The sequence below is a fragment of the Rhodanobacter ginsengisoli genome, from assembly GCF_042657065.1.
GTDB lineage: Bacteria > Pseudomonadota > Gammaproteobacteria > Xanthomonadales > Rhodanobacteraceae > Rhodanobacter > Rhodanobacter ginsengisoli.
Map to the genome: position 1 here is coordinate 1047506 of NZ_JBHSNF010000001.1, position 14877 is coordinate 1062382.

A 14877-nucleotide genomic window follows, 5' to 3' on the forward strand; every position below is an offset into this window, starting at 1 on the left:
CGAATGCCGAATCCCGCCGCAGGGTTTTTCGGAAAGCTGCCCAGCGCCGGGGATTTCGTGCAGCGACGATTGCCGCCGGGTTTTGTCGATGTATGGGATCGGCATTTCGAGGGCGCCGTGGCGCAAAGCCGCCAGGCGCTGGAGGGTGCCTGGCATGAGGCCTATCGCGCCAGCCCGGTCTGGCGTTTTCTGCTTTCTCCCGGCGTTTGCGGGGAATCGGCGTGGGCAGGAATCATGGGGCCGGGCACCGATCGGGTCGGTCGCTGCTTTCCCATGGTCATCGCCGCCGCGGTGGCCGCTGATCCCGCGATCTGCTCGCAGGCATTGCTGGACGGCAGCAGCTGGTTCGATGCGGCCGAGCAGGTGCACAACGCCGCACAGAGCAACACCGCGACCAGCGTGGATGCCTTCGATGAGCAGGTGGCTGCACTGGCCGGTCCACTCGATGCCGCGCAGCCGCACGCACTGGAATTCCTGCGCGGCGTGAACTGGAGTGCGGCGAGCCACTGGCGCATGCCGCTGCCCACGCGCGCGGTGGCGGCCTCCTTTCTGGGCGGGTTGTGGACGCGCGTTGCCAGCACTCCCGGACCATGGTGCCTGTGGTGGACGAGCGGTGCCGAGCGGGTGCCGGCGAGTGTGCTGATCACCCGGGGACTGCCGCAGCCCGAGGCGTATAGCGGCTTTCTCGATGCCAGCTGCAGCGTCGCGCCCTGGCAGGCCCTCGGTGTGTTCGAGGAAGCTGCCTCGCGGCGGCAGGAGCCACCCGCGCTTGCCGCTGTCCCGCTGGGTGACCCGCCGATGGCGGCGACGGCCTGGCTGCCGGACGACCCCGAGCTGTTTTCCGATCTGGGTACCTCGCCCGAGGTGCCGGTGGCACGGCCTCAGGTCGCCGACGTCGCCGTCGACCCGCCGGCGGGTGAGGATCCGAGTGCCGACGTTGTCGTGCTGGATCGCCCGGACTGCGCATTGACTCTGGTGGCAGCCGAGGTCGGCAAGCCGGATTCCCGCCAGCAGGCAGTGGCAGCTGTCCATGCGATCGGCCGCGACATCCACGCTGGCGAACTGGCTGGCGGCATGCAAATCCTGCGCATGCGGATCATGGCGCTGAATCCCGCGCTGCGACAGGCGAGCGAGGATCTGATCGACCCGGTGCTGGAGGACTGCGCCGTGATCGCCGCGCATGTCGCCAACGGCCAGGTGGATCTGCTGAGGATAGGAACGGCGGCCGCGTGGCACTGGCGGCATGGACGGCTGCAACCATTCTTCGCCCGGAGCGACGCTCCGCCAGCCGCCGACGCCGGCAGCGACGACGATATCGCCGACCTGCTGTTCAGCAGCGTCTCGCTGGCCGCGCCGGGCCTTGGCGCGACCGCGCAGCCGACCTGTGGCGAGGTGTTCTGCGCGGTCGAAGCGGGGGATCGCCTGTTGCTCATGGCCACCCAGCAACTGGTGCAGCTTCCACCGGAAATTCTCGCCCGCAGCCTGGCCATGCCCTCCTGCGACGACGCACGTCTGCGCATCGCCACCGCGGCGGGTCTTGGCGAGGATCCGGCCCGGTGGCCCCTGACGATCATCGAGATTGACGCATGATGACTCGATACGTTTCCGCTGGCCGCACGGTGACCGGAAAGGTCCGCAAGCACAATGAAGATGCCATCCTGGTACGCGACGAGGTCGGCCTGTGGGTGGTCGCCGACGGGCTGGGCGGGCACTCGGCCGGCGACTATGCGAGCACCATGATCGTCGACCGCCTCGGTGCCCTGTCTCGCTCGGGCAGCGTCTTCGATTTCATCGAGGCGATCGAGGACACCCTGGTCCAGATCAATGCCGACTTGCTGCAGACCGCGGCCACGCGGGGTGTCGACCTGATCGGCTCGACTGTCGTGCTGCTGGTGCGCGATACGGATTTCATGTTGTGCGGCTGGGTCGGCGACAGTCGCGCCTACTGCCTCGAGGGTGGCCGCCTGCGCCAGATCACCCGCGATCACGTGCATGGCGGCGAGGATGAAGTCACCCAGTTCGGCGGCGTGGCGGCCGCACCACCGCAGGCGGGCTCTGGCGTACTCACGCGCGCGGTCGGTGCGGAGGACCAGCTGTTCGTGGACTGGGTCGTCGCCGGCAATCGGCCCGGCATGGAGTACGTGCTTTGTTCAGATGGCATCAACAAGGAAATGTCGGATGCCGAACTGCACGAACAATGCCGCAGCAACCCGGAACCGCAGGATCTCATCGCCAGCCTGTTCGATCTGGCGCTGAGCCGGGCCGGACGGGACAACATTTCGGCCGTCGCCGTAAGCATCCAAGAATGATGAAACCCCCAACGTCATGAATCCCATAGCCGAACTGGTCGCCGCCTACCAGACCGACAAACTCAAACTGCCCGCCCTGTTTGAAGCGCTGACGGCGCGCGGCGCGCTGCCCGAGACCGCGTATCGGGCCGAGGTCGACTGGCTCGAGCAGCAGCGCACCGAGGGTGCACTCGATCCGCTCATCGTCAAGGCCTTGCTGGCCAAGCTGGCGGTCGTGCAGGCTCTTCCGGCGCAGGCACCTGGCCACGGCGCGGGCGATGACGATGCCACCATGGTCAAGCCCGCCACGCAGCGGCCGTCGACACCGCCGGCGGCAGCCGATGACCCCGACGTCACCAGGGTGCAGCCGACCTCGCGGCCGCAGCCGCCGCCGGCAGACGTGGACGATGCCACGGTGGTCAAGCCGACTTCGCGGCCGCCGGCACCCTCCGCCGTGGATGACGAGGTGACGATCGTCAAGCCGGCCTCGGGTGCCTCGCGGCCGCCGGCGGACGGACAAACCGTCGGTACGACGGGCACGCAGCAAGGCATGACCGGAACCGGCTCCAGCATGAGCAGCAGCCAGTCCAGCTGGCAGCATATAGCCGATGCCGAAACGGGCGACTTCGTCGCCGTGGGTTCGTTGCTCAAGGGGCGCTTCTATCTCGAGAAGGAGATTGGCCGCGGCGGCATGGGTGTGGTGTTCAAGGCGCGCGACGAGCGCAAGGTCGAAGCGCGCGACCGCGATCCGTACGTCGCGATCAAGGTGCTGAATGACGAATTCCGCCGCCATCCCGACTCGCTGATCTCGCTGCAGCGCGAGTCGAGGCGGTCACAACAGCTCGCGCACGACAACATCGTTCGCGTGTTCGATTTCGACAAGGACCGGACCATCGTCTTCATGACGATGGAATACATCGACGGCTCCGATCTCAAGCAACTCATCCGCGAGCGCGCCTACAACGGCCTGCCGCTGGAGCAGGCGCGACCGCTGATCGAGGGCATGGCGCGGGCGCTCATCCGTGCGCATTCGGCCGGTGTGGTGCATTCGGATTTCAAGCCGGCGAACGTCATGGTCACCCGCGAGGGTGTACCCAAGGTATTCGATTTCGGTATCGCCCGCGCCGGCAAGCACATGGGCGATGCGGTAGGCGAGCAAACCGTGTTCGATGCGGGCACGCTGGGCGCGTTGACCCCGGCCTATGCCAGCCTGGAGATGATCCAGGGCAAGGACCCGGTTCCCGGCGACGATGTCTACGCGCTGGGTTGCGTGGTGTTCGAACTGCTGACCGGCAAGCACCCGTACGACAAGGCCAGCGCCGAAGTGGCAATGAAGGAGGGTCGCAAACCACCGTTGGTGAAGGGGCTGACCAAGCAGCAGTACAAGACCCTCTGCGCCAGTGTCGCCTTCACCAACGACCAGCGTCTGAAAAGCGCCAGTGAACTGATCGAGGGGTTGCGCGATGTCAGCCTGCGCGAGCGGGCGATGCCCTATCTGATCTATGGCGTGCCGGCGATCCTGGTGATTGCCGGTGGTGTGTGGGCGTGGACCAGCTACCGGCACAGCCATCAGGTGTCCGAGGTGATCGGGCGTTTCGCGATGGCGCGGCCCGATCATTATGTCAACGAGCAGCAGGCGCTGAAGGCGCTGAACACGTTGAGCGACGACGATCGCAAACGAATCGTCGTCGACCAGGGCGACCTGATCCAGAATTTCCTGCTGGGTCGCATCGACGCCTACTGGAATCCGGCCAGGGACCGCTACGACTACGCCGGTACGCAGCAGGTGTTCAAGCTGCGCGATGACCTGAAACTGTATTCGCCGGCACTGGACATCAAGCGCAGCGAGATCGAAAAGCAGAGGAACGACCTGCTCAATTCACTGGATACCCGGCTGAGCCAGCAGATTGCCGCGGATGCGATCTTCGAGAATCAGCCGGACAATGTCGTCTCGACATTGACCCATATCCGCGCGATCGACCCGGGCAGCGCCCTGCTCAAGAACGCCGAGCTTGAACTCAAGTACGACACGGCGATCGGCAAGTCGATCGACGCCGGACACATCGACGAGGCGACCAGCGAACTCAAGCTCGCCAGCCGACTGTTTCCGGATTCCAGCCGACTCAAGCAGCGTGCCGCGCAACTGGACGAGATGGGCAAGGCGCTGGCGGCCCAGCAATTGCAGGAGCAGCAGGCCAGGCAGCTGCAACAACAGCGCGAACAGAGCCTGCAGACACTGGCTGGCCTGCTGGACCACGTGAACAACGCGGACGAGTGGCGCAATCAGGCTGCGGCAGCCTATCAGGAGGCCGCCAGGCTGCTCGCCGATGATCCGCGGCTGGCCGGGCAGGCCTCCCGGCTGAAGCAGGCGCTGGTGGCGCAGGCGAAGGAAAGGCAGGCCGCGCAAGACCTGGACGGGGCCGTCGGGATTGCCGGTTTCGGCGTCAACCTGTTTCCCGGCGACCCGGCACTGGCATCGACGCGTCAGACCTTGCTGCAGCAGCAGAACGAGCTGGCGCAGAAAGCGGCGACCGAAGCGCAGCGCAATGCCCTGGCCAAGAGTCGCGTCGACGATCTGCTGGCCAATCCGCTCGGCACCGTGGTGTGGTTGCAGGACGTCAAGAGTGCGTTGAGCACGGCGCGCACGCAGATCGGTGCCGATTCGCCGACCTACGCCGCGGTGCGGCGCAACGTCGACACCGGTCTGCTGAAGCTGGCGCATGAGCGCATGGCCGCCGGTGACCTGGACGCCGCCGAACGCATCAGCCAGGCCGGCCAGCAACTCGACCCGGCCGAAGCGGGCTTCGTCCGGGCCGTGGCCCAGGTGACGGCTGCCCGCAACGCCGCCCGGCAACGCGACCTGCAACAGCAGGCGCAAGCGATCGCCGCAGCGCGCACGACCCTGGCCGGACTCAGCGCGAAGCCCGTGTTCACGCCGGATTGGCAGCATTCCGTGGCGGCGGCGATGGATACGCTGCACGCCGACACCTCGCCGGAGACCGCGCGTGTGGTCAATGGGCTGGGCGTTGCCATCGCGAACGAGGCGGCCAGGCTGGCCGACCCGCAGCATCTGCCGCAGGCCAGGCTGGAAGTGGATTTCGGTCTGAAATACGTGCCGAAATCACCGCAGCTGGTCGCGCGGAGCACCGAGCTCGATGCGCTTCAGCAGCAGCTGCAGGCCAAGGCTGCGCAGGAGAGTTCCGATGCCGAGGTGAAGTCGCGCATCGAATCCTTGAGAAGCGCGTCGGCGGCCGACGACGTCAACAAGGCCAGCCAGTCGCTGGCCCGGATCAAGGCGCTGCAGCCGGATAACCCGTTCCTGAAAACCGAGGGTCCGAAACTGCTGGCCGATGCCTATCTGGGTCTGGCCGAGGAGACATTCCAGAAGAGTCGCTACCAGAAGGCGGCCGAGGTACTCGGGCAGGGCCTCAATACGCTGGGGGGCAACGCGGCTTTGCGCGCGGCCAAGGCGCGCTACGACGTGGTCGCCGCCATCATGGCGGCGGGCAATCGTCCGCTCGCCAGCGACGATTATGCGCAGTTGAAACGGCAGCTGGACGGCATCCGCAGGACCGATGCCAAGGCACTGGCCGGGCTCGAGTCGGACATGAAGATGCGCGGGCAGCTGTCGGCCCGATCGCTGGCCGAGCAGTTGGACCGGCTCAAGCCGGCTGTGGTCACTCCACCCGGCCCCCAGGCGACGCCGGCGGTACCGGTGGCACAGGCTCCGCCGGTCACGCCGGGACGGCTGCCCGTGCTGCCCGGCAAGCAGCCGGGTGCGGAAAGGGCAACGCGGCCGACGCCGGGCACCGCCGCGGCGGCGGGGCCGGCTGGGGCGGATCCTTGCGCCAAACCCGGGCTGGCCGGCATGGGCAAGTTCTGCTCCGACAAACTGGGCGATGCGCGCGGCCCCCTGCTTGTCGTGGTGCCCGGCATCGGCGGCGGCAAGGCGTATGCCATGTCGCGTGCGGAAATATCCATCAACGAATTCAACCGTTTCTGCAGGGCGACCGGCAAATGCGCCGCCATATCCGTCAATGACCCGGACCTGAGCAACGCGCCGGCCAGCAACATCAGCCTCGATCAGGCCAAGGCCTATGCGAGATGGCTCAGCGACCTCAGTGGTGGCTATGTCTACCGTCTGCCGACCGACGCGGAATGGGTGCACGCCGCCAAGGCCGGGGGCAGTTTCCGACAGGCAGACGACAGCAATTGTGTGCCGCCATCAGCGGGCGGAGGCGACGGCAATGGCGCGGCCGTGTCGGCGCGGGGACGTTCGCGCAATCCATGGGGACTGGTCAACATGACCGGGAACGTTGCGGAGTGGGTGGTCAGCGGCGGTCAGGTGATGGTTCGCGGGGGCAGCTTCAACAGCTACTGGTCGGACTGCAGCGTCGACACCCACCGCGCCGACGCCGGCTCACCTCAGCGGGATGTCGGTTTCCGGATACTCAGGGAGCTGAAATGACCGAACGGGAACGGGCCATCAATCAGGATCTGCATGTTCTGGACGAGGCGCATCGGCTGGGCCGGATCACGCGCGCCGAGTATCGCGCCCGGCGCCGTCATGTCCTGGAATCATTGTATGACAGCAGCGGAGTGGTCACCGCGCGCAACAAGCTGGTGCCGCCGGGTGCCACTACCGCGTCGCGCGGGCGGCCTGCACATGCCCTGCCGGTCGAGGAAACACCCGGTGCTTCCGGGCACGCATTGACGGCGCTGCTGTCGATGCGTCCGAGGGTTGCCTGGAAGCCTTTGCTGGCGTTCCTGGCGGGCCTCGTGCTGCTGATTTTTCTGGTGTGCTGGTTGTTGCTGCGCGAATGAGAAACCATTGTCCGGACAACCATGGTGAAACTTTGCTGTCAGCAAGCGACGGGGGGATTTTTCATTCACGCCTTCGGGCAGGGCAATGAAGATCCGGTTATATGGAACCGATGTTCGGACAGGGGCTGATGCCTGATCTTCCGGATTGTTCCTGGGCTCCGCAAGTCGGCTGCCGTAGCGGTTTTCAGCTGTCTCCGATGACCGGGACGGAATGGAAAGGTAATCCGGACAGGCTGCTTCCAGTGGAGCGTTCTTGAGGTTGAATACTCGGATTCTTACGCATTTGAGAAGCTCTTCGGCTATTCCCATGAGTAGGTAAAGGTGTATTCTGATAGAGGTTGATACAAGCCGATCGGCAGCAATTGCCGGGGTTTTGGGGGGCTTGAAATTTCGCAGTTGGCGCGGCCTCGATGTTCGGGCGCGCTGTCATTGGAAGATGATGCGATCCAGGGGAAAATATCGTGCGAATTGTTCGTCTCGCGGCAGCGTTGGCATCGGCTTTGGCTTTGACTGGCGGCATCGTCCGTGCGCAGGACGTGGACGCCGTCCCGCCGGGTCGGGCACCCGTGAAATCGGAACCGACCGGCGGCACTCCATCGTCGCCCATGCCGTCGGCACCGCAACAGGTGCCCGGCAATATCGTCCCCCCGGTGAAGGATCGCGATACCGAGGCTGCGCAGAAAATCGCGGTGCTGGGTTTTCGGGTCACTGGCGTGGCCGATCATTCCCGTCTCGGTGTCACCCCGGCGAGCATCCAGGCACTGGCTGACGCGCAATATCGGAAATTGGCCAAGGAGACAGGCAACCCGGTGGAGCTCACCTTCGCCCAGATGGAGGGCGTGGCCGACAAGATCGTCGAGCGTTACCGGACGGCTGGTTTCATTGTCTCGAATGCCTTCCTGCCCGCTCAGACCATCGGTCCCGACCACATCGTCAGGATCGAGGTGCTGGAGGGCAAGATCGGCAAGATCATTGTCAAGGGCACCAGGCGCTATCGACCCTCCATCATTTCGGCATCGGCGGAAAAGCTTCGTGGCAAGCCGTTGTTGAAGAGCGATGTCGACACTGCATTGCTTTATGCCCGCGATCTGCCAGGCGTCACGGTCGCATCGACGTTCCAGCCCGGCGAGCATACCGGTGACACCGATCTGGTGATGATCGCCAACGAGGCGCGGCGGCCGTACAAGTTCACTCTCGGCGCCAACAACTACGGCACGGATCTGACCGGAAAATACCGCGCCCAGGCAGGCGTGGAGTGGGACAACCCGCTTCGCCTCGGCGACACCTTCAATCTCAACGTGGATTACGCGCTGGATCCGAGCGACAACGTCTATGGCGCGATGACCTATCGCACACCGCTCGGCATCACTCCCGGGTTGACTGCCGTTGTCGGCGCCTCGCGCAACGTGTTGCAGATCAACACCGGCACGTTTGCCGCGTTGGACGTCAAGGGACCCAGTTCGCTCTATTACGCCGGGGCCGACTGGAAATTCATCAACCGGGACGACTTGCAGGCTGTCGGCACCCTGCATCTGATGCGGGAGGAGTCCCGGCTCAGCAGTCTCGGCATTACTCTGTCGGATGAGAAATTCAACCTTGGCGAACTGACCTACGGCATGCTGCATACCGACCGCCGCTTTCATGGCGTCGATATCCTGCAGCTCGGTGTTCGCAAGTCGATCAACGACAACTCACTCGAACCGGATCTGGTCAGCCCGCAGCATTCGCACAGCTTTCTGGTCACCAAGCTGTCGTATACGCGATTGCAGTTCCTGACCAAGTCGCAGCGACTCTATTTCAAGTTCGTCGGGCAGTACACCCGCGATGCGCTGGTCCCGCTCGAGCAATTCGCGATGGGCGGACCCGACAGCGTCCGCGCTTACCCGATTGCCGATGCCTTGCGCGATCGTGGCTATTACGCCTCCCTCGAATATCACGTCGACGCGCCCGGCTTCGGCGACGTCGTGTCGCCGTTCTACTCGCGACCCTGGCGTGAACTGCTCGAATTCGAGGTATTCGCGGACTATGCGAAGGGCTACTCCGCGGGTGCCAACCGCCTGATCACTCCAGACAGCGCCACGCTGAGCGCCGCGGGTGCCGGCCTCATTTTCCGCGTGCCTCGATTCAAGCATTTCGAGTTTCATTTCGACGGTGCCGTACCGCTCGGTTCGCAGAAAGCCTCCGACGGCAAGGGTTTCCATATCTATTCCCGCTTCAGCTTCACGTATTGACGGATGAAGACCATGAGCAAGAGCACCCATCGGCACTCATCGGGAAAATCTGCACGTGCACCCGCGGTCTCGATACCGTCCACGACCCTGCCACTGCGCAAGACCTGGCCCATCAGCCTGTGCGTCGGCCTGGCCATCGGCTCGATCGTGTTCAGCAGCGATGCGCTGGCCGGTGGCCCCACGGGCGGCGTGGTGGTCGGTGGTTCGGGCAGCATCACGCAAAGCGGCAACCAGACGATCATCAACCAGGCTTCGAAGAAGCTGGCGCTGGACTGGCAGACCTTCAACGTGGGCGCCAACGAATCGGTGCTGTTCAACCAGCCTTCGCGCTCGGCGGTGGCGCTGAACCGCATCCTCGATCAGAACCCCAGTCAGATCTTCGGCCGCATCAATTCCAACGGTCAGATATTCCTGATCAATACCCACGGCATCATCTTTGGTGCCACCGCCCAGGTGAACGTCGGCGGCCTGCTCGCCAGCACGCTGGATCTCACTCCGAAAGATTTTCTTGCCGGAAACTACAGCCTCAATGCCACTGCCGTCGGCGCCGGTGTCGTCAACCACGGTTTGATCCAGGCGGCCAGCGGCGGGTCGGTCAGTCTGGTCGGTGGCAGCGTACTCAATGACGGACTGATTTTTGCCAACTACGGCAGCATCAACCTCGATGGCGCCGATCATGCCGTGCTCGACTTCGACGGCAACGGCCTGATCAATATCCAGATCACCGGTGAGCTGAAGCAGCGTCTGGATGCCCGTGAGGCCGCAGTCACCAACAAGGGCACCTTGAGTGCCGAAGACGGCACCGTGGTGCTGCAGGCCTCGGCGGCCAAGGACCTCTTCACCAACCTAGTCAACAACGCCGGCGTGGTCGATGCCAGCGGTATCAGTACCGACGGTGGCGTGGTGCGGCTGGTGGCGAATGGTGGCGATGTTGCCAGCGCCGGAAGCATCAAGGTGTCCGGCGTGCACGGTGGCAGTGCACAACTCCTGTCCGATCAGAACGTGAGCGTAACCGGCGGCATCGACGCCTCCGGCGACGTGGGCGGCGGCAGTATCCGCATCGGTGGCGGATATCAGGGCGGTGAAGGGTTGCAGCGGGCGGCCATCACCTATGTGGGGCCCGACGCCATCCTGAATGCAGATGCCAGGCAGTCCGGCAATGGTGGCTCGATAGTGGTGTGGTCGGATACGGCCACCGGCTTCATGGGCAATATCTTCGCCCGTGGCGGAGTGAGTGGCGGTGACGGCGGCAGCGCCGAAGTCTCCAGCCATGGCTACCTGGAATTCAATGGCAACGCGAATCTGCGTGCCGATCATGGCGTGTGGGGGACCCTGCTGCTCGATCCCAATGACGTCACCATCAGCACCAGCGCCGACAGCAACAGCCTCTTTACCGGCGGAGTCTTTTCCGCCCCCGCACCGGGTGCTGTTTCGACGATCAACACCACGACGCTTGCCACGCAGTTGAATGGAAACAGTGCGGTCAATGTCACCGCCGGCAACAATCTCACCGTGGCGAATGGCTTCAGCTACTCCGGCGCAGCCAGCACGCTGACCCTGGCGGCAAGCGGTACGTTGACGTTTTCCAATGGCGCGATCATCGCATCCACCAGCAACACGCTTTCCGGCGTGCTTAGCGGGACGACAGGCGTGATCTTCAACGGCACGTCCGCCTTCGACACCCATGGCGGTGACCTCACTATTACCTCCGGCGCGGGAGCCCAGCTCGGCGCCATCACCACGAACAATCTGACCGTGTCCGCCGCCGGTAACATCACGCAGGTTGGCGTGATCAATGCCGCCGGGTCGTCCAGCTTCACGGTGTCCGGTGGGTCGGCGCACGACATCACGCTGAATACTCAGGCCAACCAGTTCAATGGCCAGGCGGTCACGGTGAATGCCACCGGTGTCGGCAGCAGCATCGGCACCTTCAGTCTGGAAGATACCTCCAACACAGCCCTGTTCCCGACGCTGAGCGCCTTGCCCACCAATCTGGTGCTGGATTACACGGTAGCTTCCATGACGCTGCCGGCGACACTGACCCTTGGCGGCAACTTCGGCCTCACGGCGGGCGGCGGTATCCTGCTCGCCAGCGACACCACGTTGAGCAGCAGCGGCGGTGGCCTGATTGATCTGGTCTCGGCGGTGAATGGCGCTCACGCACTTGCGGTCGACACCACGGGCGTGACCACGTTCGGCGGCGGAGTGGGCAACACCACTCCGCTGACCAACCTCACGACGGATGCCGGTGGCAGCACCGTACTGAATGGCAACTTCACCACCAGCGGTGCGCAGACCTACAACGACGCGGTAACGTTGGGAGCAGACAGCACGCTTGCCAGTACCGGCAACGCAAGTATCAACCTGGGTTCGACGGTTGATGGCGCGCACGCGCTAGCCGTAAACACCACTGGCACCACCACGTTTGGCGGAGCCGTGGGGGGAGGGGCGGCATTGACCAGCCTCACCACCAATGCCGGTGGCAGCACGGCACTGAATGGCAACGTGACCACCAGTGGTGCGCAGACGTACAACGACGTGGTAACGCTGGGTGGCGATATCACTCTGGCGACGACCAACAGTGCGGTGAGCTTTGCCGGCACGGTGGACAATGCCACGGCGACAGCCCGGGCCTTGACGGTCAACGCCGGTGCCGGCGCGGTGACGCTCACTGGCGCGGTGGGCAGCAGCGTCATCAATGGCGCGCTGGGCGCGTTGATCGTGAACAGCACCGGGCAGACGACTTTCGGCAGCACGGTGGCGGCGGCCAGCATGCTCACCAATGCCGGTGGCAGCACCGCACTGAATGGCAACGTCACCACCAGCGGCACGCAGACCTACAACGATGCGCTAACGCTGGGCAGCAATATCACCCTGGCAACCACCAACAGTGCGGTGAGCTTCGGCAGCACGGTGGACAATGCCACGGCGACGGCCCGGGCCCTGACGGTCAATGCCGGTACCGGCGCGGTGACGTTCAGCGGCGCGGTGGGCAGCAGTGTCGCCAATGGCGCGCTGGGCGCATTGATCGTGAACAGCAGCGTCGGGCTGACGACTTTCGGCAGCACGGTGGCCGCGGCCAGCCTGGTCACCGACGCGGGTGGCGGCACCGCACTGTATGGCAACGTGAGCACCAGCGGCGCGCAGACCTACAACGACGCGGTCACCCTGGGTGCCGACGCGACGCTGGCCAGCAGCGGCAGCGGCACCATCGGTTTCGTGTCGACGCTTGACGGTGCGCACAACCTGACCGTGAACACCGGTGGTCTGGCCAGTTTCGCTGGCGCGGCAGGCAGCGGAGCGGCGTTGAATCAGCTGAGCGTCACCAGCGGCACGTTCAGCGCCAATGCGCTGACGGTGGGCGCGGGTGGCCTGGCGGTGACTACCAACGGCGGTGGCATTGCCCAGGGCGGCGCATTCACAATCGCCGGCACCTCGAGCTTCGATGCCGGCGTCAACGCGATCACGCTGACCGACGCGGCCAATACATTCACCGGCGCGGTGAGCCTCACCGGTGGCAACGTGAGCCTGGTCAACGACGCGGCAACCGTTCTGGACACCAGCACTGTCGGGGGCACGCTGAGTGTGGACAGCAACGGTGCCCTGACCCAGACCGGCGCGTTGACCGTGACCAACCTGGCCACGTTCACGCAGAACAGCGCCAGCGCCGGTGCCTCGCAGGACATCGACCTCGGCACACAGTTCAATGATTTCAAGGGGGGCGAGACTTTTGCCGGCACCATCAACAATCTGTCGCTGAAGAACATCGACGCGACTCCCGGTACGCTGACCTTGCCGGCCGGCGTGGCCGGCAACTTCACGCTGAATTACACCAATGCCGCAGTGACCTTGCCGGTGCTGGGTGTGGGTGGCGCGCTGGATGTGACGGCCAGCGGCGGCATCACGATCAACAGCAATGTGACCACGGGCGGATCGCAGGCGTATCACAATGCGGTGCTGCTGGGCAGTGATGTCACCCTGGCAACCACCAACAGTGCGGTGAGCTTCGGCAGCACGGTGGACAATGCTACGGCGACAGCCCGGGCCCTGACGGTCAATGCCGGTACCGGCGCGGTGACGTTCAGCGGCGCGGTGGGCAGCAGCGTCGCCAATGGCGCACTGGGCGCATTGATCGTGAACAGCACCGGGCAAACGACTTTCGGCAGCACGGTGGCCGCGGCCAGCCTGGTTACCGACGCGGGTGGTGGCACCGCACTGTATGGCAACGTGAGCACCAGCGGCGCGCAGACCTACAACGATGCGGTCACCCTGGGGGCCGACGCGACGCTGGCCAGCAGCGGCAGCGGCACCATCGGTTTCGTGTCGACGCTTGACGGTGCGCACAACCTGACCGTGAACACCGGTGGTCTAGCCAGTTTCGCTGGCGCGGCAGGCAGCGGAGCGGCGTTGAATCAGCTAAGCGTCACCAGCGGCACGTTCAGCGCCAATGCGCTGACAGTGGGCGCGGGCGGCCTGGCGGTGACTACCAACGGCGGTGGCATTGCCCAGGGCGGCGCATTCACGGTCGCCGGTACCTCGAGCTTCGATGCCGGCGCCAACGCGATCACGCTGACTGACGCCGGCAACGACTTCACCGGTGCGGTGAACCTGACCGGTGGTGCCACCCAGATCACCGACACGAATGCGCTGACCCTGGGCACGCTGAGTACCGGCGCGCTGACCGCGATCAGCACCGGCGCATTGAATCTCGGTAGCGGCAACGTGGGCGGAGCGTTGTCCGCGACCAGCAACAACGGGGCGATCAGCCAGACCGGGGCCTTGACGATCACCGGGACCAGTACGCTTGATGCGGGCACCGGCGTGCTTACGCTGGCCAATGCCAACAACGACTTTCAGGGCACAGTATCGGCGACCGGCGACGGCGTGTCGCTGGCGGACGTCAATGACCTGAGCGTGACTTCGCTGACCGACAACGCGAACGGCAACGTGAGCCTGATTGCCGGCGGCGCCTTGAGCTTGCCGGCGAGTGGCATCGCGGCCGGCAGCGGCAACCTGAGCCTGGCCGCCAACGGCGGCGTGCTGTCGACTGGCGGAGCCTTGAGTGGCACCAACGTGAGCCTGACCGGCCGCGATGGCGTGACGCTCGGTGGCAATGTATCGGCCTCGGGCACGCTGGGGCTGGCCAGCACGAATGCGGCGATCACGCAGACGGCGGGCAGCATCGCCGCGACCGGCCTGACCACGGTGAATGCGGGCAGCGGTGCGATCACGCTGACCGGTGCCGGCAACGACTTCACCGGTGCGGTGAACCTGACCGGTGGTGCCACCCAGATCACCGACACGAATGCGCTGACCTTGGGCACGCTGAGTACCGGCGCGCTGACCGCGATCAGCACCGGCGCATTGAATCTCGGTAGCGGCAACGTGGGCGGAGCGTTGTCCGCGACCAGCAACAACGGGGCGATCAGCCAGACCGGGGCCTTGACGATCACCGGGACCAGTACGCTTGATGCGGGCACCGGCGTGCTTACGCTGGCCAATGCCAACAACGACTTTCAGGGCACAGTATCGGC

6 protein-coding genes are annotated in these 14877 nt (G+C 65.0%); all 6 read left to right on the top strand.

The features are described 5' to 3' along the window. The first annotated feature begins 3 nt into the window (after positions 1 to 3). Positions 4 to 1590: a type VI secretion system-associated protein TagF gene (gene tagF / locus ACFPPA_RS04640; protein ID WP_377317712.1), complete on the top strand. Its 1587-nt coding sequence runs from the start codon at positions 4 to 6 to the stop codon at positions 1588 to 1590. After that, positions 1587 to 2309 (top strand): PP2C family protein-serine/threonine phosphatase, encoded by a 723-nt coding sequence (locus tag ACFPPA_RS04645; RefSeq protein WP_377317714.1) that lies wholly within the window; start codon positions 1587 to 1589, stop codon positions 2307 to 2309. Before tagF ends, ACFPPA_RS04645 begins: the two co-directional genes overlap by 4 nt. Positions 2310 to 2325: 16 nt before the next feature. Beyond that, positions 2326 to 6756, top strand: coding sequence for a bifunctional serine/threonine-protein kinase/formylglycine-generating enzyme family protein (locus tag ACFPPA_RS04650; RefSeq protein WP_377317716.1), 4431 nt, complete (start codon positions 2326 to 2328; stop codon positions 6754 to 6756). Further along, entirely contained in the window at positions 6753 to 7112 is a 360-nt protein-coding gene (locus ACFPPA_RS04655) for a hypothetical protein (RefSeq protein WP_377317718.1), read from the top strand. Before ACFPPA_RS04650 ends, ACFPPA_RS04655 begins: the two co-directional genes overlap by 4 nt. A gap of 566 nt (positions 7113 to 7678) precedes the next feature. Next, positions 7679 to 9343 (top strand): ShlB/FhaC/HecB family hemolysin secretion/activation protein, encoded by a 1665-nt coding sequence (locus ACFPPA_RS04660; protein WP_377317720.1) that lies wholly within the window; start codon positions 7679 to 7681, stop codon positions 9341 to 9343. A gap of 12 nt (positions 9344 to 9355) precedes the next feature. Beyond that, positions 9356 to 14877: two-partner secretion domain-containing protein (locus tag ACFPPA_RS04665; RefSeq protein ID WP_377317722.1), on the top strand; the 5522-nt coding region annotated here is incomplete at its 3' end.

Bases quoted from the DNA above. Each gene is read 5' to 3' on its own strand.
- ACFPPA_RS04650 (WP_377317716.1), top strand. From the start codon at position 2,326: ATGAATCCCATAGCCGAACTGGTCGCCGCCTACCAGACCGACAAACTC.
- ACFPPA_RS04645 (WP_377317714.1), top strand. From the start codon at position 1,587: ATGATGACTCGATACGTTTCCGCTGGCCGCACGGTGACCGGAAAGGTC.
- ACFPPA_RS04655 (WP_377317718.1), top strand. From the start codon at position 6,753: ATGACCGAACGGGAACGGGCCATCAATCAGGATCTGCATGTTCTGGAC.
- tagF (WP_377317712.1), top strand. From the start codon at position 4: ATGCCGAATCCCGCCGCAGGGTTTTTCGGAAAGCTGCCCAGCGCCGGG.